Annotated in this window: 11 protein-coding genes and 2 riboswitches; of the genes, 4 read left to right on the forward strand and 7 right to left on the reverse strand. The window is 59.7% G+C overall.

Going from position 1 to position 22,354, the window contains the following annotated elements; translation table 11 throughout:
• Position 1: 1 nt before the first annotated feature.
• Positions 2-4,846 carry a dermonecrotic toxin domain-containing protein gene (locus AB9N64_RS02010; RefSeq protein ID WP_371359924.1) on the reverse strand — a complete coding sequence of 1,615 codons (4,845 nt, stop codon included), beginning with the start codon at positions 4,844-4,846 and terminating at the stop codon, positions 2-4.
• A gap of 633 nt (positions 4,847-5,479) precedes the next feature.
• Positions 5,480-9,190, reverse strand: a complete 3,711-nt coding sequence (gene metH / locus AB9N64_RS02015) for a methionine synthase (RefSeq protein ID WP_371359925.1) — start codon at positions 9,188-9,190, stop codon at positions 5,480-5,482.
• A 167-nt stretch (positions 9,191-9,357) separates the two neighbouring features.
• Between metH and AB9N64_RS02020 the strand changes: the two genes are divergently transcribed.
• A complete protein-coding gene (locus AB9N64_RS02020; RefSeq protein ID WP_371359926.1) occupies positions 9,358-11,649 on the forward strand; it encodes a fatty acid cis/trans isomerase in 2,292 nt (763 codons plus the stop codon).
• Between the two features lie 81 nt (positions 11,650-11,730).
• Positions 11,731-12,753 (forward strand): acyltransferase, encoded by a 1,023-nt coding sequence (locus AB9N64_RS02025; protein WP_019820255.1) that lies wholly within the window; start codon positions 11,731-11,733, stop codon positions 12,751-12,753.
• A 17-nt stretch (positions 12,754-12,770) separates the two neighbouring features.
• On the opposite strand, the gene AB9N64_RS02030 is transcribed toward AB9N64_RS02025, so the two are convergent.
• Positions 12,771-17,123, reverse strand: a complete 4,353-nt coding sequence (locus AB9N64_RS02030) for an SET domain-containing protein (RefSeq protein WP_060767532.1) — start codon at positions 17,121-17,123, stop codon at positions 12,771-12,773.
• Positions 17,124-17,337: 214 nt separating this feature from the next.
• Between AB9N64_RS02030 and nfuA the strand changes: the two genes are divergently transcribed.
• The gene (gene nfuA / locus AB9N64_RS02035; protein ID WP_003190728.1) at positions 17,338-17,922 is read left to right on the forward strand and encodes a Fe-S biogenesis protein NfuA; all 585 of its coding nucleotides are present in this window, start codon (positions 17,338-17,340) and stop codon (positions 17,920-17,922) included.
• A gap of 115 nt (positions 17,923-18,037) precedes the next feature.
• On the opposite strand, the gene cobM is transcribed toward nfuA, so the two are convergent.
• The 4 genes from cobM to AB9N64_RS02055 all read right to left on the reverse strand — a co-directional run bounded on the left by cobM (position 18,038) and on the right by AB9N64_RS02055 (position 20,148).
• The gene (cobM, locus tag AB9N64_RS02040; protein ID WP_288855946.1) at positions 18,038-18,784 is read right to left on the reverse strand and encodes a precorrin-4 C(11)-methyltransferase; all 747 of its coding nucleotides are present in this window, start codon (positions 18,782-18,784) and stop codon (positions 18,038-18,040) included.
• A 70-nt stretch (positions 18,785-18,854) separates the two neighbouring features.
• Positions 18,855-19,247 (reverse strand): cobalamin biosynthesis protein, encoded by a 393-nt coding sequence (locus AB9N64_RS02045; RefSeq protein ID WP_020301553.1) that lies wholly within the window; start codon positions 19,245-19,247, stop codon positions 18,855-18,857.
• Complete coding sequence (locus tag AB9N64_RS02050; protein WP_019820249.1) at positions 19,244-19,948, reverse strand: CbtA family protein; 705 nt, start codon at positions 19,946-19,948, stop codon at positions 19,244-19,246. Before AB9N64_RS02050 ends, AB9N64_RS02045 begins: the two co-directional genes overlap by 4 nt.
• Positions 19,949-19,959: 11 nt before the next feature.
• Complete coding sequence (locus tag AB9N64_RS02055; RefSeq protein ID WP_003190735.1) at positions 19,960-20,148, reverse strand: CbtB-domain containing protein; 189 nt, start codon at positions 20,146-20,148, stop codon at positions 19,960-19,962.
• Between the two features lie 95 nt (positions 20,149-20,243).
• Positions 20,244-20,456, reverse strand: a riboswitch (cobalamin riboswitch).
• Positions 20,457-20,647: 191 nt separating this feature from the next.
• Here AB9N64_RS02055 and AB9N64_RS02060 point away from each other — a divergent pair.
• Positions 20,648-22,015, forward strand: coding sequence for a M10 family metallopeptidase C-terminal domain-containing protein (locus AB9N64_RS02060; protein ID WP_003190737.1), 1,368 nt, complete (start codon positions 20,648-20,650; stop codon positions 22,013-22,015).
• 64 nt (positions 22,016-22,079) lie between these two features.
• A riboswitch (cobalamin riboswitch) is annotated at positions 22,080-22,280 on the forward strand.
• Positions 22,281-22,354: the final 74 nt, after the last annotated feature.

Raw genomic sequence — 22,354 nt, forward strand, 5'->3', positions numbered from 1 at the left:
CTTATCTTGGGCTGAGTACCTCCAGACCCAGGAATAGCTGTTGGTCCAGCGGCGGCTTGATCTCGGCTTTCTCCAGGTTGACCACGGCCCGGTTGTCGGCACGTGCCCGCTCGATCAGGTCCTTGCGGGTATACAGCCGTTCAGCTTTGGTTTTCAGATGCCCGAAGTCAGGGCTGGCAGGCGGCTTGTCGGCCGTCGCGTAGTGGAAGTGGGCGTACCACAGCACGGCATCCTCGCCTTGTTTGCCTTCCCTGATTTTGCTTTTATCGCGTATCGCATACTCGGTCAGGTAGTCCCCCGCTTTTAACGGGACACGGCTGCGGACCAGGTTGATGTCGACAAAACCGTGTCGCCATAAATAGGCCACATGGGCTGCCCTGGGGCGCTGCAACTTGTAACCGAGGCTGCATGCCTCGCGTGCTTGCCGGGTGGCGGCGGCGGCCTCTTCCTGGTAACGGTCGATCAGCTCGGTGGCACGGGCGTCTGTGGCATGGTCGCGCTTGAGTTCTTCAGCCAGGGTTGTGAATTTTTGCGCATGTTGCGTCAGCATGACATCCCATTCATGGGGGGCCAGGCTTTCCAGTCGGCTGGGGTCGTTGAGTTTGCGTTGTTGAAAATGAATACTGCGATCAATTCCCGCGCGCTCGTCTTTGACCGTTTGTGCCTGTGCCTCTATTGCCCTCAGTGGGCGCTTAAGCGCCACCTCAGCAGGCGGTGCGGCGCGGGCTGGCTCTACGACATTCCAGAACCCCTCACTGGCGTGTTCAAGGTAGGTGGCGAGCGTCTTGCCGGTCAGCGGGTCTTTGATATCGACGAAATTGCCTGGCGCATCCGGCTGGCCGACACGCAAGTCTCCTACCAGGGTCCTCCTGTCGCGGGTGGTGATGACTCTGCGACTCGAGGCTTTGAGTCGCGTGGCGCTGTCGGGGGGCGTGACAGGGGCAAAACCCTCCTCGACCAGAATCGAATGGGCCAGTTGGGTTTCAAGGCTGCTGCGGGCTTGGGCCAGATGTTGCAGGAAGGGCTCGCGATATTCTTCGCGAATAAACCCTGAACCCATTTCAGTCAATGAGTTGACGGCGTTTTCCAATTGCTCATAGCGCTCCAGGACACTCTTGAGTACATCGATCTGCTCTAGGGTCGAGTAGCCGCTGGTCGTCATCATTTCCGTATGCGCCGACAGGCTGGTTGCCGTGCGTGGGTCGGTCAGTTCACTGACGAAAGGATACTCCGCCAGCTCCCTTGAGCCGTGCGCACGGTTTAATACCAAGTCGATAAACACCAGCAGCGCATGTTGCTTGATGATCACTGAGTGGATGTTTTGATCGGTGGGTCTGTCTTGCAGTAAAAACTGACGTGTTGCCGGGGTAGCTTCCTTGAGCAGCGTCTCGATTTTTTCTGCGGGCTCGATCATGTGTTCGAGCGCGTGGACCTGGCGTTTCTGCAGGTTGATGTAGTCGTCGTAGGCGTCGGTGATGTCATTGGGCAACTCCTGCTTAGTGCGCGCATTCAGCTCGTCATAACTTTCGCCGCGCTCGGTCTCAAGGGTGTCTGACATTCGTTGGGAGAGAGACTCATAAAGCCCGCCCCAGAAGCTGTAAAGGGTTTTGATGGCCCTGTCCCGCGCGCGCTCGTGGGCCGGGTCAGTCCTGTCCAGGCTCATCAGCTCGTTGGCCTTGGCCTGGATTTTTTTCATCAGTTCGACAACGGGTAGCCCGTGTCGGCGCTGGTTGTCCAGGGCAATATCCCACTGGATCCTGGCCTGTGCGGTTGCAATGCGGCGTTGCTCATGACGCTTGACCACTTCGGCGTGCAGTTTCGGAATGCTCTTGGAACTGGCCAGCAGCAACCAATCCTTGCGCAGGTTCTTACTCTGTTCGACCAGATTGGTACGGGCGATCGTCAGGGCTCTTTCAGAGGTAAAAGAGGCACCCATCAAGGAAAACATCGTGGCGTTGAGCGCAGTGAGCTCTGAATTCAGAGTCCGCAGGCGTTCGGCACGTTCCTTTTGCCAGGTACTCAATCGGTCACGGGGCATGCCGCCGTTGAGCCTCGCGTGGCGGTCAAGGCGCCAATGTCCTTGGCCGTCGCTTATCAGCCTGAAGCCTGGATGTTGAGGATGTTTGGGGTGCACCAGGTAGACCTCGCCGAACCCCGGTGTCACGCTGACTTGGAACAGCAGCCCGCCAAGGCTGGCGTGCCAGACGCCGTCAATGCGGTAGAGGCCCTTGAGTGCACCGCTCGCTTGCGGGGCCGGCAGTGACGAGGGCCAGGGCACCTGAATATCGAGCATCGCTCTGAGCCGTTCACTGGCTTGAGGGCTGGCCAGGGACCGGCTGAAGTCCAGCACCGTATCACCCGTCGCCGGCGGCTCACCGGGCAGCGACACCACGCCCTCGCGTATCGCTGGCAGTTGTTCCGCTTCCGGCGTGCCCGGGGCACGGCGCCAGGCTGCCAGTCGCAAACCACGGGCCTCTGTATCAGCTTCCAGTAACGGCGTGCCAGACGCGGATGCGCCATGCAGCAACACCATGGCGGTATTGAGCAGCAGATCGATCAATGCCGATTCACGCGTAATCGGGTCCATGCTGTCCAACCCCGCCAGATCCTGCTCCAGGCTGGCGACCAGCACCAGAAACCAGCCCGCCAACATGGCTGGGCCGCGTACCAGCGGCAGCAACAAGGTGTTGAACAGCAACCACGCACCTTCCATCAAGACGGCCCAGCGGCTTTCGGTGTTGGAGATTGATTCACGGTCCGCCAAATCGACCAGCGCCCGCGCTGTACTGCCGAACAGATGACTAAGCAGCTGGCCGTTGACCTGCGATTGCAGCCATTCACCGGCACCCTCATCAACCGCCAGGGTCGCCGGGGCGGGTTTCTCGGCCAGGCTGTATTCATCGCCGGGCAGGAAACGAATGATGTGCGGTTCCTTGATACCGCCGTGGGCATAGATGGGGCGGGCTTTCTCCGATAACCAGTCCAGCACGCTGTTTTGCAACTCGCCTGGCTGGGCAATGGCCTCCAACAGCGCCTGGCGGCTGGGGTATTGATGCAGGGCGTCGGCATACAACGGTCGATACAGCAAATGTGGACCCGCACTGATATCGCGTGGCTCGATGATGAACATGTTGTTTGCCTGATCCGGCGAAGCCCCGGCTTTGCGGCACAGAGCCAGCGGGCGCAAGACGATTTCCTGGCCATCAACCACTCTGTCGGCGGGCATTTGCGCCATCAGCGCCTTGACGTACCGATAACCGGTGACGGTCATGCCGTGTTGCTGGCGGATCTTGTATTCCAGTGCCTGCATCGGCAGATGAACCTTGAGTTCACGAGTAAACAGCGACTCCCTGCGCTGGGCATCGGCGGTGTCGGATAACAACAGCTCTTTGAGAGCTTCAGGGTAGGTAGTGCCAATATCAACGCGCTGGATCAGGCCGCTGCTGCCCAACAGGTAATCTTCGTTCAACCAGCCTGGCAACGGTGTTGTCGTGCTGGAGGATAGCTTCAGCGTGCCAGAGGGCTTGCCAGCGAGGTTCTTCAGAGCCAGTTCCGTCAGCGACATGCGCACATGCTCGACAATTCCGGCTCCCCCTGGATAACCGGCGGCCACAGTGAAATCCAACAGCACGGCATCGGGGTCGACGTCGCCGTGATCAGCCTGCATCTGCTTGCGTAGCGCGGCCCGGCTGAACGTGTGGATGTTTTCAACGCCTTCGTTGAACGCGCGGCCCTGGTTTTTTTGCAGCACCTGCGCCATGTCCTGCAGATGGCGGTGGTAGGCAAATCGATCAGCGCTGCTGGCTTGTGCGAGCCATGCCGGCAGTCGCTGGCTCACGGCATCGAGCCGTTCGGCAGCGACGATCGGGACGTCGGTGAAATAGCGTGCCGGATCGGTGATCTTCTCCAGGTGCTGCTCAAGGGTTTTTTCGTCTTGACCCTGGAAGGACAGGGTCTCCAGATCTTCCAGGTGTGTATTGAGGATCAGCCCCGCCTGTTGCTCAAACACATTGGCGACCGGCTCGTTGCGCCGCCAGGTCAGGCTGTCGCATCGGAACTGCTCCTGCATCTTCGCGCCCCAGGCCTGGCTGAACGCCGCCAGTGAGTCGAACGCGTCGATCTTGCCGGCCACGCTGTACAGCAGCAGCTGTTTTTCACGTACCAGCAGCAGATCTGGGGTGAGTACGCGCACGGTTTTGCCGGCGTCGGCGAGCGTGGTTTCTATGAAATACACATAGGTGGCCGGTGAGGAGCGGGGCAGGCGCTCACGTTGTGCCGGCCAGGCGGCGACCACCGCCAACATGTCACGCTGCGTGTCGGTCAGGGTTGAAGGACCCGCCGCCGCGGCGGTCATCCGACCGTTGAGGAACTCGCTGAGCCACTGCCAGCGACTGTTGCCATGCTCGTCAACCTGGCTCCAATAGTCGGCCAGCTCATGCTGCATGTACAGATAAAGCGAGGCTGGCAGCTCGTCGATGATCTGTGCGATGACTTGCATGTCGAGCCCCGGCAGGCCCTCGGGCTTGATCACTTCGGGTGGCGTCTGGGTGAGGAAGTAGGGACGCTCGCGCACGGAGTGCAGGTCAAGCGTCCGCGGGTTCAGCACATGGGCGATAGCCACTTCCATCAATGCAGGATAGGCGTAACCGCCGGATGGCTGAGGGCTTGCCAGTTTGACCGTCTGCCAGTCCAGCTTCAACGACGGGTAGCGTTCCAGAATACGCTCGCGCAGGGCGTTCAATAGCACTGAATACAGGGCTGGGCGGGTGGCGAAACGCGCATGTACGGCCTGGGCGGGTAATTGGCGAAAGGCCAGGGTTGACGCGGGTGTAATGGGTTCGGGCATGACGAAATCCGTTTCCTGTGTAAAACCGGTTGTTCTGAGCTGCCGGCCCAGCGGACCGGGAATCGGTCCGGCACAGGAAATCGCATTTGGTCATTGCGGGTGCGGTAGGTGATTACCGCGAGCCTATCAGTTGCGGTGCTAACGACCCTGCACCGTATATATTCACCACCGAGCAGCGTCTGGAGGGTGATGTTCTGTCATTCCCAATCACAGGAATGACCGAATGTCTGATCTACCCACCCAGCGCTTCGTTGACAAGCAACCGGCAGCGACTTCAGGTTATGTGCGGGAATGAGCCTGATGAAAATCAGGCTGACAGGCTGTGTGTATTTTGCCATTGGCGACAAGTACAGCGACCACCGCAGGACCTGGCCGTCCCCAGGCGGCAGTTATGGCAACAACTGGCCGATGAGCCGGGGCATGAGCGGTTTTTCCATTTGCTCGAACCACTGCACGATACCGAGGCGTACCGGTATGCGACGGCTGATCAAGGGCCAGCGTTTGCTGGGGCTGTCCCGACAATTGTTAAGGAGGTGCAGGCATTACAGGCAACTGTCACCGTAGCGCCACGGCCCGGTCCGGCATCGCCGCAACCGGGGCCGTCGACACGGCGGTAACGAGCCGGGCAGGCCTTCAGTTGTCGTAACCCAGGTTCGGCGCCAGCCAGCGCTCTGTGACGCTCAGGTCCTGGCCTTTGCGTGCGGTGTAGCTGGTCACCTGATCCTTGTCGACTTTGCCCACCGCAAAATACTGCGCCTGTGGGTGGGCAAAGTACCAGCCACTGACCGCCGCCGCCGGGAACATCGCGTAGTGCTCGGTCAGGAATACGCCGCTGCGCCCGGCGTGCATTTCACGCGCCTCTGGGTCCAGTAGTTGAAACAGCTGGGCCTTTTCTGTGTGGTCCGGGCACGCCGGGTAGCCGGGGGCAGGGCGTATGCCGCTGTACTGCTCCTTGATCAGTGCTTCGTTGTCCAGTTGCTCGTCCTTGGCATAACCCCAGTGCTCTTTACGCACTTGCTGGTGCAGCCATTCGGCGCAGGCTTCGGCGAGACGGTCGGCGAGGGCCTTGACCATGATCGAGTTGTAGTCATCGCCGGCGTCCTGGTAAGCCTTGGCCACTTCTTCGGCACCGATGCCGGCGGTGGTGATGAAACCACCGATATAGTCGGTCACGCCGCTGTCCTTGGGCGCGACGAAGTCGGCCAGGGAAAAGTTCGGCTTGCCGTCGGTCTTGATGATTTGCTGGCGCAAGTGATGCAGTTTGGCGATGGGCTGGCCGTCGTCACCGTAGACTTCCAGATCATCGTCCTGCACCTGGTTGGTCGGCCAGAAACCGAACACCGCACGGGCGCTGATGAGTTTTTCGTCGATCAACTTCTTGAGCATTTCCTGGGCATCGGCATACAGCGCGGTTGCCGCTTCACCCACCACTTCATCGGTGAGGATGCGCGGGAACTTGCCGGCCAGGTCCCAGGAGATGAAGAACGGCGTCCAGTCGATGTATTCGGCGAGGACGTTGAGGTCGATATTGTCCAGCACCCTGGCGCCGGTAAAGGTCGGTTTGACCGGGGTGTAGCTGCTCCAGTCGAACTGCGGCTTCTTGGCGATGGCCGCCGGGTAGCTCAGGCGCTCGGTGCGTGCACTACGGTTGGAGGTGCGCTCACGTACGTCGATGTATTCCAGACGGGTCTTTTCGACGAAGCCGGCCTTCAACTCCTTGGACAGCAACTGGGTGGCCACGCCCACGGCGCGGGAGGCGTCGGTGACGTAGATCACCGCGTCGTTGCTGTACTTGGGCTCGATCTTCACCGCCGTGTGCGCCTTGGAGGTGGTGGCGCCCCCGATCATCAGCGGCAGGTGGAAATCCTGGCGCTGCATCTCGCGGGCCACATGCACCATTTCATCCAGAGACGGGGTGATCAGGCCGGATAGACCGATGATGTCGCACTTCTGCTCCTTGGCCACCTGCAGGATCTTCTCCGCCGGTACCATCACCCCCAGGTCGACGATGTCATAGCCGTTGCAACCCAGCACCACGCCGACAATGTTCTTGCCGATGTCATGCACGTCGCCCTTGACCGTGGCCATCAGGATCTTGCCCTTGGCTTCAGGCTTGTCGCCTTTTTCCAGCTCGATGAACGGGATCAAGTGGGCCACCGCCTGCTTCATCACCCGGGCGGATTTCACCACTTGGGGCAGGAACATCTTACCGGCGCCGAACAGGTCGCCGACGATGTTCATGCCGGACATCAGCGGACCTTCGATCACTTCGATCGGGCGCGCAAACGACAGGCGCGACTCTTCGGTGTCTTCGACAATGTGCGTGGTGATGCCCTTGACCAGCGCGTGTTCCAGACGTTTGTTGACCTCCCAGCCACGCCATTCCTCGGTCTCGGCTTCCTTGACGCTGCCGTCGCCCTTGTACTTGTCGGCAATCGCCAGCAGGGCGTCGGTGCCGTCCGGCGTACGGTTGAGTACCACGTCTTCGACGGCGTCACGCAGCTCGGCGGGGATCTGGTCGTAGATCTCCAACTGGCCGGCGTTGACGATACCCATGGTCAGGCCCGCACGGATCGCATGCAGCAGGAACACCGAGTGGATCGCTTCGCGAACCGGGTTGTTGCCCCGGAACGAGAACGACACGTTGGACACGCCACCGGAGGTCAGCGCGTAGGGCAACTCATCACGGATATAGGCACAGGCGTTGATGAAATCGACGGCATAGTTGTTGTGCTCTTCGATACCGGTGGCGACCGCGAAGATGTTCGGGTCGAAGATGATGTCTTCCGGCGGGAAACCGACATCATTGACCAGGATGTCGTAGGAGCGTTTGCAGATTTCTTTCTTGCGCGCTTCGGTGTCAGCCTGGCCGGCTTCGTCGAACGCCATCACCACCACCGCCGCGCCGTAGCGCTTGCACAGCTTGGCGTGGTGAATGAACTGCTCTACGCCTTCCTTCATGCTGATGGAGTTGACGATGCCCTTGCCCTGGATGCACTTGAGCCCGGCTTCGATCACTTCCCACTTGGAAGAGTCGATCATGATCGGTACGCGGGAGATGTCTGGCTCACCGGCGATCAGATTGAGGAAGGTCACCATGGCCTTCTTCGAATCCAGCATGCCCTCGTCCATGTTAATGTCGATCACCTGGGCGCCGGCTTCCACCTGCTGCAGGGCGACTTCCAGGGCTTCGGTGTAGTTGTCTTCGCGGATCAGGCGGGCGAACTTGGCTGAGCCTGTGATGTTGGTACGTTCGCCGACGTTGACGAACAGCGAACGGCGATCAATGGTGAACGGCTCCAGGCCTGATAGGCGGCAGGCCTTGGGAATGTCCGGGATCGGGCGCGGCGCGTAACCGGCCACGGCCTTGGCGATGGCTTCGATATGCCCCGGCGTGGTGCCGCAGCAACCGCCGACGATGTTCAGGAAGCCGCTTTGGGCGAATTCTTCGATGACCTTGGCGGTTTCTGACGGCAGTTCGTCGTACTCGCCGAATTCGTTGGGTAGGCCAGCATTAGGGTGCGCCGAAACGTGGGTGTTGGCCTTGTTCGACAACTCCTCCAGGTAGGGGCGCAGCTCGCTGGCGCCGAGGGCGCAGTTCAAACCGACCGAGATCGGCTTGGCGTGTGCCACGGAGTTCCAGAACGCTTCGGTGGTCTGGCCCGACAGGGTTCGGCCGGAGGCGTCGGTGATGGTGCCGGAGATCATGATCGGCAGTTCCACGCCCAGTTCCTCGAACACCCCTTGCACGGCGAAGATCGCGGCCTTGGCGTTAAGGGTGTCGAAGATGGTTTCGATCAGGATCAGGTCGGCGCCGCCTTCGATCAGGCCCTTGGTGGCTTCGGTGTAGTTTTCCACCAGCTCATCGAAGGTCACGTTGCGGTAGCCGGGGTTGTTGACGTCTGGCGACAGCGAGCAGGTGCGGCTGGTCGGGCCCAGTACACCGGCGACAAAACGCGGCTTGGCCGGGTTCTCGTGGGTTTTGGCGTCGGCCACCTTGCGCGCCAGGCGTGCGCCTTCCACGTTCAGTTCATAGGCCAGTTCTTCCATGCCGTAATCGGCCATGGAGATTCGCGTGGCGTTGAAGGTGTTGGTTTCAAGGATGTCGGCGCCGGCGTCCAGGTAGGCTTTTTCAATGCCGCCGATCACGTCCGGGCGGGTCAGCACCAGCAGGTCGTTGTTGCCCTTGACGTCGTTTGGCCAATCGGCGAAGCGTTTGCCACGGTAGTCCTGCTCCTCGAGTTTATAGCTCTGGATCATCGTGCCCATGCCACCATCAAGGATCAGGATGCGTTCCTTGAGGGCTTGGTGAAGGGCTTGCAGGCGAGCGCTACGATCGGGCATGGGACTACTCTGGTCAGGCATTACGGAGGGCGTGAATCATAGCAAACCTGTGCCGATTTGGAGCATGTCCGGGTTGTGCATGAATATCGCTCATGTTGCTGGCGGTCATGGCCCGGTAGAATCACCGCCATTTCACAGACCGCACGCCTTGAATCGGGACCCGATACATGTCACTTCGTTTGATCGTCAGCGCCGTCCTGGCCTTGATAGCCAGTACTGCGCAGGCAGAGGGTCCCGCTTCGGCGATCTCCTACACCCGCGATATCCAACCGATCTTCACCGAGAAATGCGTGGCCTGCCACGCCTGCTACGACTCCGCCTGCCAGCTCAACTTGGGGAGCGCCGAGGGCGCCGCACGCGGGGCAAGCAAAATGCCGGTGTATGACGGCGAGCGCAGCCAGGCCACGCCAACTACGCGGTTGTTTTATGACGCATTCGGGAAGCAGGCGTGGCAGCAAAAGGGCTTCTATTCGGTGCTGGACGCCCAGGGCAGCCAGGCTGCGCTGATGGCGCGCATGCTGGAGCTGGGGCACAACGCGCCGCTGGCGCCCAATGCCAAGCTGCCCGACAACATTGTGCTGGGGCTCAACCGCGAAAATATGTGCGCAACGCCCGGCGAGTTCGGTGCCTATGCCGGCGCTCACCCCAAGGAAGGTATGCCGCTGGCGGTCACCGGCCTGACCGATCAGCAATACCAGACTTTGCAACGCTGGCTGGCCTCCGGCGCGCCGATTGACGAGCAGGGCCTGGCGCCGAGTGCCAGGGAAGCGTTGCAAGTGCAACAGTGGGAAAACCTGTTCAACCAGCCGGGCGCCCGGGATAGCCTGGTGGCGCGCTGGCTGTTCGAGCATTTGTTCCTGGCGCATATCTATTTCGAGAACGGCGAGCCGGGGCATTACTTCCAGTGGGTGCGTTCGCGTACGCCCAGTGGCCAGCCGATTGACTTGATCGCCACACGTCGCCCCAACGACGACCCAGGCACCCAGGTGTACTACCGCCTGTGGCCGGTGCAGGGTGTGATCGTGCATAAAACTCACATCACTTACCCCTTCAGCGCGGCGAAGATGGCGCGGATCAAGGCGTTGTTCTACGCCGGCGACTGGCAGGTCACGGCCTTGCCAGGCTATGGCCCCGGCAGCCGGGCCAATCCGTTCGCGACATTCGAAGCCATCCCGGCTAAAGCGCGCTACCAATTCATGCTCGAAAACGCTGAGTACTTCGTGCGTACCTTCATTCGCGGGCCGGTGTGCCGTGGGCAGATCGCCACGGACGTGATCCGCGATAACTTCTGGACGCTGTTCCAGGACCCCGACCACGATCTGTACATCACCGATGCGCGTTATCGCGGCCAGGCCACGCCGTTGCTGGCCATGCCCGGGCAGAATGACGACGTGGGCAGTGTGCTGAGCCTGTGGCTGGCCTATCGTGACAAGCGCAACCAATACGAAGCCTTGCGCCGTGACAACTATGCAGACCTGCCGGCGCCGAGCTGGTCGACATTGTGGGCGGGCAATGACAACGCCTTGTTGAGCATTTTCCGCCATTTCGACAGCGCCTCGGTGACCAAGGGCCTGATTGGCGAGGTTCCGCAGACGATGTGGCTGTTCGACTACCCACTGCTGGAACGCACCTATTACCAGCTGGCGGTGAATTTCGATGTGTTCGGCAACGTCTCGCACCAGGCCCAGACCCGCCTGTATTTCGACCTGATCCGCAACGGCGCCGAGCAGAACTTCCTGCGCCTGATGCCCGCCGACACCCGTGAAGACTTCATGGACGATTGGTACCAGAACAGCGGCAAGCTCAAGCTGTGGCTGGACTACGAAGCGATTGACGATGACAAGGCCAGTGGTTTGCACCTGAGCGAGAAGGACCCCAAGCGTGACTTCGCCAACCAGTTGCTGACCCGCTACGGCCATTTGAACGCCAGCCCCGACCCGATCAACCGCTGCAGCGGCGCGTTCTGCTCCCGCGACGGCATTGACCCGGCCTTGCAGGATGCCGAGCAAGCCCTGAGCCGCCTGACCTCGCGGCCGGCGGCAGGGCTCAAGGTGATCGAGCAATTGCCCGAAGCCACCATGCTGCGCATCGAAACCGCCAGCGGCAAGCGCGAGGTCTACAGCCTGCTGCGCAACCGTGCCCACAGTAACGTGGCGTTCCTGCTGGGAGAGGCGTATCGCTATCAGCCGGGGCTGGACACGGTGACGATCTACCCAGGCGTGCTCAGCAGCTACCCGAACTTCATGTTCAATATCCCGGCCCGGCAAGTGCCTGAGTTTGTCGCGCAGATGGAGCAGGCCAAGGACGCCAAGAGCTTCGAGAAAATCGTCGACCGCTGGGGTGTGCGTCGCAGTCACCCGCTGTTCTGGCAGTACTTCCATGACTTGTCGCGGTACATTCACGAAACCACGCCGGTGGAAGAGGGCGTATTGGACATGAACCGCTATGAGAACCTATAACGAAGTGCATTGATCCGGTCATTTCTGCATGCGGGGCTGAAGCAGTCGGATATTTACCTACATATTGGAAAGGGTATGCCGATGCTGATTTCAGTGCAGTTGTTGCGCGCGTTGGCTGCATGGGTAGTGGTGGGTCACCACGTCATGCAGCTGTTTTTCAACTTCGAGGCCCACAACGCCTTGGAGGACCTGTTGGTCGAAAAGGGCGGCGCCGGGGTGGACGTATTCTTCGTCATCAGCGGCTTGGTGATTTTCCTCGCGAGCGCCGATAAAGCGCTGACACCCTGGCGCTTCATGCTGATGCGCGTGGCCAGGATTGCTCCGGCGTACTGGTTCTATACCGTGCTTTTGGCTGTGCTGGTCACGGCCATGCCCTGGATGTTTCCAGACGTTCAGCTAGAACTGGGTCATGTGCTCCTGTCGATGCTCTTTATCCCCGCGCAAAACCCGGCGGGCTACGGCGTGTATCCACTGCTGGATGTGGGCTGGACGTTGAATTTCGAGATGCTGTTCTACTGCCTGTTCGCTGTTGCGCTGCTGGTGCGTGAAGCCTGTCGGCTGTGGGTGGTGGCGGCGCTGTTGTATCTGCTGTGCTACGTCATTGGCCCCGCCTTTGACTTGGCCGACGGGTTTTACCGTAATGACATTGTCCTGGAGTTTCTCATGGGCGTGGCGATCGGCATGCTCTACCGCCGCGGTCTGTGCCGGTCCAGGCCGTGGCTGGCGTTGCTGGGCGTCGTCGCGGCATTGGCGGCGATCTACCATGGCGTGGATGCCCCGCGCGCGTTGGAATGGGGAGTGCCCAGCGCCGTGCTGGTGATCAGTTGTGTGGCGCTGGAGCCTTACTTCCATGGTTCGCGCTTGATAAAACTGCTGGGAGACTGCTCCTACTCGGTGTATCTGCTTCACGTACTGGTGCTATGCGCTGGGCGCTGGGCCATCGAGCACAGGGCAATAGACCCCTACGCAATGATACCGGTGTGCATCGCTGTCATTGCGCTGGGCGCATGGGCCAGTTACCAGGTGTTGGAGAAGGCTACGCATCGCAGGCTCAAACATTGGTTTGGCATTGATGATGCGTTACCCATCAGGCAAAAGCATTAGGACCGCCGTTTGGCGGCTCAGGGCCTCACGTACTTCCAGTAGGCTTTACCATAGTCCATCAGCAACTCGGTCCCGGCAGGGATATCCCGCCAAGCGACTATGAACACCATGTATTTGCCTACATACACGGCGCCGACATTTTCGATGCCAACGTCGGGCAGATTGGGCACCTTGACCGCATTGATCAGGCTTAGCGTGTTGCTGTTACCGTGGCCGCTGATAGTCGCGCCATGAGTGTGGGTCTGGAATAAATACGTGCCGACGGCCGCTTCACCTTTTTCCAGTATCTCGGTATTGATCGAGGCTTGATCCAAGTGCAGCTTGCCGGTATACGGCCCAAGGACATCGAAGCGTTTTATATCGGTTCTGGCTACGACCGACAGGCCACGCTCTGGGCCCTCCTGCAGTTTCTTGACCTCCAAAAGGCGATCAAGCCGGCGATGATGATTGCCTTCCTTGGCGATCCATTCACGGATACTCTTGGTTGCAGCCTCTTTGACTTCGACGTATTGCAGGCCGGTGAACTCGTCAAAAAACTGGTTGGCGTCGGTGATCTCTATTTTTTGCAACGGACCTTCAAGTTCAAGGGTCAAGCTGCGCCTGACGTCGTTGGGGTCTTGCAGAATTGGCGCATTATTGTTGATTTTATGATCAAAAGACGCCGTGATTGAAGTGGATCGGCGCCGCGTGGGTGTGGCGTCATCGTCCAGCCGCGGACGTTTTGAGCTACCTGCCGTGGGGGGCGCAGGCCGCTTCCTGGCCACGGGCTCGTCCACCGGGCTTCGTTGTCCGAACAGCCACCTTTCTCTACCGGCGCGGGTCATGCTGCCATTGTCATTGACGTAGTCACTCCAGATAACCGGGTTGAGGTTGTTCTGCTCGACAAATGCGTGCATGGACACCCTTGAGTTGGTGGCGTTGTAGTGCTTGTTCCACTCTTGCAGGTGTTCGGGTTTCAGGTCGTCGAATTGTTCACCTCTGGCGTATTTGGCGAGTACTTTGCCTGCCGCTCGATAGGTGCCATCAATGTTTACATGCTCGGCAAAGGCCACCGGGTCCAGGTTATGGTCGGCGGCGAAGCCTTCAAGGGTGAGGCTGTTGCGCTCGCGCTGGGACGCCTTGCTCCAGTGCTCCATATGCTCGTAAGTGACGCAGGTGCGGGCGGTCCCTGCACGGTCCAGCATCTTTCGCCCTCGGGGTGTCAGGGTGTTGCGGCTGTTGACGAACTGCCGAAAGGCGCTGGGGTCCAGGTTGTAAGTGCTGACGAAGTTGTCCATGGTTTTTTTCAGGGCGTCTTCACTGGCCTCGGTCCATTTCAACAGCACTGAGGGCGTTACCACGCTTGGCGCATCCGGCGCGCCGCCCGCGAGCTTGATCGGGCCTGAATACCAATGACCAGGCTCCACCGACGACAGCGTGATCGACAAATCGCGATTGCTCCTCGGATTGACCAGTACGATAGAAAAGCTGGTGTCGGCGCCCGCGGCGGCCTCCTGAATGAACCCATAGGAATTGTCGCGGACCTGGTACACCGCGATTTTGCCCTTGTCATCAACATTACAGATGAACTTCTGGTTGTAGTCCGCTCGGGAGAAGATACCGCGTGCGTCGGGCTTGAGGCCTCTGATCAACTCCGGGTCAACCGCGTACTGACGAATCAACGGGCTGCTGTTGCTGATGACCGTGATCGGCTCTCTAAAGCGCGGCCCGAAGGCTTTATTGGAGGCGGTATCGATCAAGCGATAATCCGGCGCCTCGAGGCTGCCGACGTTGCGCATCGGGACATTGGCGAAGCCGTCCACGGTAAACAGTTGATCGCCCGCCTGCAGCGGCTTCCAGCTGTCAGGGTCAACCGAGCGTATGTGCCTTGCGGCGATCGTCCCATCGCGCAGCTGGGCAATACCCCGTTTTGCCTGGCGCATCAATTTATGTCCCAGCTTGAGCAAACCAAAGCGCGCGAGCCTGAGCAGGCTGGGCAGGGCGGCCAGGGGGTTGAGTTCGTGGAGCGTGGCAATTACCAGCTTCCCGGTCAGTTTCGCGAGCTTAGGCAGCGCCAGGCGCAGCCCGGTCTTGCCTGCGTGGATGAGCAGGCGGGTGGAGCCGGCCACATACCGCCCTACCGGCAACGCGAAAGCTACGATGTCAATGAACAGGCCGGCGACGCCTGACTTGATGCGCTGGGGATCACCGGAGGCGATGTCGTCGATACCGCCCCAAAACGGGATAAAAATCTTGCCCCAGAACGCCAAGTCTTCGAGTACCTCAGCGGGAATGTCTACCTCCCGCGTGTCTTTGCGGGTTTTTTCCAGGAGGGCTTGCTCATCGCAGAAAAACAGCTCGCGGGCAATCATGCTTGCCAGGGTTTCACTGCGCGGCGCATACAGCGTGTTGGGCGCGAACGATGGGATGCGCGGCCCTGCGTCGATGCCAGGCAGTGTCTCGCCGACTTGTTCAACGATCAACTCAGCTTTTTTGCCTGGTCTGGGCGCTTTGTTCTCGCGGTAAGCCTCTCGATCAAACGGTACTTCGGTGGCCAGCCTGTACTTGTCCCAGCTCATGGCGTCGCGTAGCTCTACCACTTTGCCGTTTAGCGGTAGGCTTTGCAGGTCTTTGCGTCGACGCAGCAGGCCGGCGAAGGGGAATACCTCGATGTAGATGGCATGGAGGGGCGAGCGGGGCTTGGCGATGCGTAGGATAAAACCTGTCCGGTAACGAACGGCATCGGTCTTGGCTTTGGTTTCATATTCGATGGGCACCTTGTCCAGGGCTTCTCTTAATGAATACACGGTGATCTCGTCCTGATCCACATCCAGGGTCGCATTGCCCAGGTGCGCAAGCAGTGACTGGATTAAGGTCTTGTAGGCGTTTCTCGGCATCTCAAGGGCGTCGCGAAAGGCTTTGTCGTACTCCATGTCCGAGACAAAGCGCCAACGGCTGGGCAGTTTGAGTTTGAGGTTCTGAATTGCGTTGAACATCTCATATTCATGCTGCTCCAGGGCGGTGACGGCCTGGGTGAGCTCATCCCGTGAGTGGCCCGACGATCGGCTGGCGATCAGGCCGTTGGCCTGTGCCCATTGCACGGTGGGGCCCAACTTGGCCGCTGCGACCAGTGCCTGTTGTTTAATGTCATCGCCGCTGGCGCGAAAGTGTTCCGCCGCCAGGTTGAGCAATTGTTCGAAACTCATGTGGCGCGATGAACCCGGTGCAATCGTTTCGGCCAGCAGAAAGCCGCTTCTGAAATTGACCCAGGTACTGGTGGCAGCGTAGGGGAGGTCATCGGGAATATCGGCCACCCAGACTTCGCTGGCAACATTGGCCTTGAGGACGCACACCGCCAATTGTGCCGCGTCAGCGCTGATCGACAAGCTATGTTCATAGCGGCTGATCAAGGATTGGCGGACCGACGAATAAGACGCGCCAGGCGCGATGAATAGTTTCAATTCGTTGTCGATCAGCGAGTCGGTGCTGGGAATGATCGTCAGCCACAACGCGCGCCACAGTAATTTCACCCGTACCGGGTCTGGGCAGATTTCGTCCTTCTGGCTGCCATACCAGTCCAAGGCCTTGGCAATCCGTTCGCCCAGTGCCAGGTTATCGGGGCTATTGAGCAATTGATCGAGCAGCACGGTGGGGGTGGTGGTGAGCATGTCCTGTTGTGAGGCGGTGAATGTTTCGGGCAATACATGACGGAACAGCGATTGACGGGTTTGTGTTTCGATCTGGCGGATAATCTCCTTGATTTTCTGGTCGGCAGGCGCATCCAGCAAGTGCTGCAAATCGCTGAGGTTGCCTTCGTGTCCGAGTTTTTTCAGGGTGTGATGTTCCTGCAAGACAGCGAGAACCGCTTTCCACTGCTCGCGGGTTTTGGGCTGTGCCGGGATGATCGAGTAATACTTGAGCACCAGATCAAACCGCACCGAACCGTCGCTTTTGAGGCCGTTACCCACACGCCGGTTGATATCCAGCAACACGTCGGCGTCGATGTACCAATAGGTGGGCATATGGCGCAGGATGACCGAATGGTCGGCAATGCTGAACGTTTCGGCAGGGTCGGGTATCGGTGAGCGCGTGCTGCTGAACAGGGTGGAGAGCAGGTCGTAAAGGAAGTCCCGGCCGATAATGGAATCATCCGGTTCGGGCTTTTCCCGCAGGAAGCGCTGAAAGTCTTCATCGGCTTCCAGCTTTGCCAAGACTCGAAAGGCTTCCTTGCACTCGCGATGCAGTTCGCTGTTGTGCGGGGGGCAGTAGTACACCTCGGCGGCGGATGCCGTCAGCGAGCCTTGTGTCGTCACAAAATCAATCAGATGGTCCAAATGCACTTGCTGTTCCGGCAAGCCCTTGAAATAGAAGCTCTGCAATGCGTTATTCATTCAATCCTCACAATCCGTAGTCGAAGAGGATTCACTCTATTGAGCCGGGGTTTGCGGGGAGGGCTATATAGGTAGGCACAGGTTTTCGCAGAAATGGCCAGGTGTCACGATGCGTCAGGCCAACAGGAACAGGTCTTTCCCGACAAAAATACTCGGACTTTGTACCTGCGTAATAATTTGGCGTAAACTGCGGGCAAGCCTGTGAGGAGTTTCCATGACTGCCATAACCATTACCGACGCCGCCCACGATTACCTGGCTGACCTGCTGTCCAAGCAGAACACCCCGGGTATCGGCATCCGCGTCTTTATCACCCAGCCCGGCACCCAGTATGCCGAGACTTGCATTGCCTACTGCAAGCCCGGCGAAGAGAAGCCTGAAGACACCGCCCTGGGGCTCAAAAGCTTCACCGCGTACATCGATGCCTTCAGCGAAGCCTTCCTGGACGACGCCGTGGTCGACTACGCCACCGACCGTATGGGCGGCCAGTTGACCATCAAGGCCCCCAACGCCAAGGTGCCGAACGTCAACGCCGACAGCCCGGTCAATGAGCGTATCAACTACTACCTGCAAACCGAGATCAACCCGGGGCTGGCCAGCCATGGCGGCCAGGTGAGCCTGATCGACGTGGTGGATGACGGTATCGCCGTACTGAAGTTCGGCGGCGGCTGCCAGGGCTGCGGCCAGGCGGACGTGACCTTGCGTGAGGGCATCGAGCGCACGCTGCTGGAACGTATTCCTGAACTCAAGGGTGTACGTGACGTGACTGACCACACGCAGAAAGAAAACGCCTACTACTGAGTAAGGTGTTCACTGCGAACAAAAAAACGGCGCCCGTGAGCGCCGTTTTTTATTATTTAAATTCATAGAGTTGCAAAATATATCTGATAAAGCAGATCAAGTGTGGGAGCTGGCTTCAGGGGCGATAGAGGTGCGCATGCCCTGCGCGGTACAGCGACGACTCGCTGAAACTGTCACTGGACAACACCCGGCCCACCACAATCAACGCTGTTCGCCGAAACCCCTTGGCCGCGACTTTCTCGGCAATGTCACTCAGCGTGCCCACCACCCACTCCTGATCCGGCCAGGTGGCACGGTGTACCACGGCAATCGGGCAGTCTGCGCCATAGTGCGGCAGCAGCTCGGCAACGATTTTCTCCAGATGATTGACCCCCAGATGAATCGCCATCGTGGTGCCATGCCGCGCCAGGCTGTCGAAGTCTTCACCGGGGGGCATGCTGGTTTTATCGGCGTAACGGGTCAGGATCACGCTTTGGGCGATGTCCGGCAGGGTCAGTTCGGTCTCCAGCAGGGCCGCGCACGCGGCGACCGCCGTGACCCCTGGAATGATCTGGAAAGGGATGCCCAGCTCACGCAAATGGCGTATTTGTTCACCAATCGCCCCATACAGGCTGGGATCACCGGAGTGCACCCGCGCCACGTCCTGGCCTTGGGCATGGGCCGTCTTGATCAGCTCGATGATCTGCTCCAGGTGCAGTTCGGCGCTGTTGACCACCTGGAGCGCCTGATGACCTTCCAGCACGGCGGCGGGCACCAGCGAGCCGGCGTAGATGATCACCGGGCAACTGCGGATCAGCCGCTGGCCCTTGACGGTGATCAATTCCGGGTCACCGGGGCCGGCGCCGATAAAGTAGACGGTCATGGAGAAATCCTGTTGAAAAACGGGCGAGCATGAACACGGCTCATGCTCAAGAGCGGAAATTATCGGGTTTTTAACCCGCGCAGGCTAACGCAAAGGTGGCCTGCGCGCTTTTTTGACGGGTGATCAGCAGGCGGGCAGGGCTGTCGGACAGCTGTTCGGCCAGGGCCAGGGCGGCGCTTTCGGCCACGCCGTAACAGCCGGTGTGGGCAAAAGCCAGCGCTGAGCGATGGCTCAGCCGATGTTCATAGCCCGCCAGGTGCTCGGCGCTGAAGCACTGCAAGGGCAGGTTCAATCGCTGGGCCAGTGCCAGCAGCCCAGGTTCATCGCGTTTGTGGTCAATGCTTGCCAGCGCGGTCACGCGTGAGCGATCAATGCCGGCCTCGACCAGGGCGCTGTCGAGCAACGCCAGCAGGCTGTGAACCTCACAGCCCCGCTGGCAGCCCAAGCCGACAACCAGGATCATGCCGAGTATTGGTCGTCGCGGTTGCGGCGGAACAACCAGGCGCTGATCAGGCCCAAGGCCAGCCAGAAAGCGACGTTGGTCAATTGCGAGGCGATCTTGAACTGCGCTTCGAGCGCCTCCGGGGCCAGCATCGAATGTACCTCAGGTTGCGGCGCGCCGATGACGTGGGGCACGGCAAGAATCGCCAGCCCAAGGCCTTTCAACAGCCAGTTGCGGCCGAACACGATCAGCGCCAGGCCGGCGGCGGTGGAGGCTGCGGTGCCGATCCACCAGGTCTGGCGCAGTGTCAGGTCCGCCGCCGCAGTGCCCGGCAGTTCCGGTGGCAGGCCCAGGGTGGGTGCCAGTACAAAGGTCGCGTAGCCGGCCAGGCCCCAGAGCAGGCCTTGCGCGGTGCGGGTCGGCGCACGCAGCGTGTAGAGGCCGGCGAGCATCAGTGCAAAGCCTACGGCCACCACCAGGTTGCCTCCAGTGGTGGACAACACCCGCTGCCAGCCATCTTCCGGCTCCCAGGCTTGGGCATCGTGGCTGTGGGCTGCAGCGCCAGCGGCGTGCTCATGCACCATTTCGGAGGCTGGCGGGGCTTTTTCAAAGCTTTCCGCCTGCAGAATCAGCGGTGCCACCCAGAAACTTTGCAGCAGGGTCAGCAGCAAGGCAGCCAATAGCCCAGTGAAACCTGCGGTTTGCGCAATACGCTTGATCATGTCGGCAGCTCTCAATGGCACGGGAACGCGGCGCTGTGGCGGGTATCGTGGGCGGCGTTGTGCACTGCCTCGATATGCGAGAACCCGGCGAAATACACCAGGCACGCGCCAAGGATCGACGCACCGATGGCGGCGGTCAGGCGTTGGCTGAGGGTGGCGGTGCTAGTGGCGGTGTGCGAAGTGCTGCTGATGATCGACATGGCGCGTCCCTTTCAGGTGTCAGGGTGAAACGAGCGCATGAAAACCCCACGCGCCAGGCACGCAGGGTTCGAACAGCGCCCGCCCACCGCGGGTTTGTTATCTGAAGTTTTCGGGCCGGTCTCCGGGCTTGCGAGGGGCGGCTCTGGAAAGAGTCCTCCTGAAAGCATCGCCTTCCCATGCACAAGCACAGTGGCCATGACGCTTCGCTCGCTTACCGTTGCGGGGGCAGCACCGGACTTGTCATTGGATTTGACGCACCGGTTTCCCGTTTCACCCTGTGAAGGGCACCCGAAACAAGGTGTGTAGGAGAGCATGGTGTGCAGGTCAGCGTCAATTGGATGAGGACACCTACGAAGTACACGGCGATGAAGTATTTGCAGACGCAATAGGCAGACACGCGATGTATGAAGTGTTTGGGAACGCCTGCGCTTTTTTCGATAACTCAGAAGGAAACCCGGTTTATCTCCCCGCGCAACATTGAAATTAACGGTGGGCTTTATGCGACTTTCCAATACGCTGCAAAGTTTTCATGCGCCGCTTGCTGGCGATCAGCAATCAGCGGTGGCCGATGCGACCCTCAGGCCCAACGACCCCTCTGAATCGAACGTTGATAAACCCTCTTTCACGGTTGATCAGGCCGCGCGTCAAATCACTCGAACCGGCCATCGTTGGTTTGACGCCAATCGCGACGGCATCACGCAGATCTCCTATTCATTCAACAAGCACGCAAGAGGGCACACGGCGTTCAATGCGACCCAGAAAGAGCAGGCCCGGCGCTCGATGCAATCGTGGGAGGATGTCGCGAATGTTTCATTCCAGGAAGGCAGTCGTCGCCCCGAGGGGCTTCTAGCGTTCTCCAATAGCACGGACTACGAGGTCGCCTTCGGCCAGTATCCGGGCCAGGAAGGTAAAGTGCTGATCAATCCCCGATTTGGCACCAATACTAATCCAGCCTTGCACAACCATGGGCGAATGACCCTGACCCATGAAATTGGGCACAACCTGGGCCTGTTACACCCAGGCACCTATAATTTTGGTAATCCCAATTACCGCGATCACGCCTTATATGCTCAGGATACGCGGGCTTACAGCGTGATGAGCTACTTCGATGCACCTGAAGCGGGTAAACACTTCAATGGAAAGTTACCGTCGGCGCCGATGATGGATGATATCGCCGCTGCGCAGCGGGTTTATGGTGCCAATAACACGACGCGCAATTCAGATACCACCTATGGCTTCAACTCCAATGCGGGACGAGACTATCTGGAGTTGAACTCGCGTCACGATACGGCCTTGTTTTGTGTATGGGACGGTGGTGGTGTCGATACGTTGGACTTTTCCAAGTATCACCAAAACCAGACTATCAATTTGCGGGCGGAGTCCTTTTCGGATGTTGGCGGCCTGGTGGGGAATGTTTCCATTGCCAAGGGGGTTACGCTGGAGAATGCAATCGGCGGCTCCGGGCATGACTCGATCATTGGTAACCAAGCAAACAACGTGCTTAAAGGTGGGGCGGGTGCGGATCGACTCCGAGGTGCGGGGGGCGCTGACACCTTCGCTTACGACAATGCCAGCGACTCCACGCCGGAATATCCCGATCAGATTATGGATTTTGTCACGGGTGTGGACAGAATCGATCTGTCGAACCTGCTGGGCAACGCGGGGGTTGATGCCCTGAGGTTCGTCAGGCGGCTGACGGGCAAACCAGGTGAAGCGATTCTGGATTACAACCGTACGACTAACCTGTCTAGGCTGGCCATCGACCTCACAGGGAATGGCCGATTTGATTTTTTCCTCAAGGCTTACGGCCCGATCAATGTGCCCGACATCATCACCGCCAATCCTGGCAGGCAGCGCTACGCCTAGTTGGCCGCTGCCTGGACCGACTTGCCGGTAGGTGCTTGAGCATTGACCGCCTGCCGTGCACTGCGTAGCCTTGCACCCTCGAGGTTCTTCGGCCCAGGCCGAAGCTAAGAAGGGAACGCGGTTCAAGCCGCGGCTGCCCCCGCAACTGTGAAGGGTTCAGTTGACTGCCACGCCACTGCCGATAGGGCGGGAAGGCGCAGTCAGCGTTGGTCGCAAGACCTGCACACCCCAAGCCAGGAGACCTGCCTCGCCACTGATTTTCCAATTCAACCGGGCGGGGTGATCCGGTGACGAAATCCGCTGCTGCGCGCCGCCGCAGGGCCTGTCGTCCCGTATGCC

The sequence above is a fragment of the Pseudomonas sp. KT_2_4 genome, from assembly GCF_041410225.1.
Lineage (GTDB): Bacteria > Pseudomonadota > Gammaproteobacteria > Pseudomonadales > Pseudomonadaceae > Aquipseudomonas > Aquipseudomonas paracarnis.

Excerpts from the sequence above, each read along its gene's own strand:
- AB9N64_RS02030 (WP_060767532.1), bottom strand. The coding sequence starts at position 17,123 with ATGAATAACGCATTGCAGAGCTTCTATTTCAAGGGCTTGCCGGAACAG.
- AB9N64_RS02025 (WP_019820255.1), top strand. The coding sequence starts at position 11,731 with ATGCTGATTTCAGTGCAGTTGTTGCGCGCGTTGGCTGCATGGGTAGTG.
- AB9N64_RS02010 (WP_371359924.1), bottom strand. The coding sequence starts at position 4,846 with ATGCCCGAACCCATTACACCCGCGTCAACCCTGGCCTTTCGCCAATTA.
- AB9N64_RS02060 (WP_003190737.1), top strand. The coding sequence starts at position 20,648 with ATGCGACTTTCCAATACGCTGCAAAGTTTTCATGCGCCGCTTGCTGGC.
- AB9N64_RS02020 (WP_371359926.1), top strand. The coding sequence starts at position 9,358 with ATGTCACTTCGTTTGATCGTCAGCGCCGTCCTGGCCTTGATAGCCAGT.
- AB9N64_RS02045 (WP_020301553.1), bottom strand. The coding sequence starts at position 19,247 with ATGATCCTGGTTGTCGGCTTGGGCTGCCAGCGGGGCTGTGAGGTTCAC.
- AB9N64_RS02055 (WP_003190735.1), bottom strand. The coding sequence starts at position 20,148 with ATGTCGATCATCAGCAGCACTTCGCACACCGCCACTAGCACCGCCACC.
- nfuA (WP_003190728.1), top strand. The coding sequence starts at position 17,338 with ATGACTGCCATAACCATTACCGACGCCGCCCACGATTACCTGGCTGAC.
- AB9N64_RS02050 (WP_019820249.1), bottom strand. The coding sequence starts at position 19,948 with ATGATCAAGCGTATTGCGCAAACCGCAGGTTTCACTGGGCTATTGGCT.
- cobM (WP_288855946.1), bottom strand. The coding sequence starts at position 18,784 with ATGACCGTCTACTTTATCGGCGCCGGCCCCGGTGACCCGGAATTGATC.
- metH (WP_371359925.1), bottom strand. The coding sequence starts at position 9,190 with ATGCCCGATCGTAGCGCTCGCCTGCAAGCCCTTCACCAAGCCCTCAAG.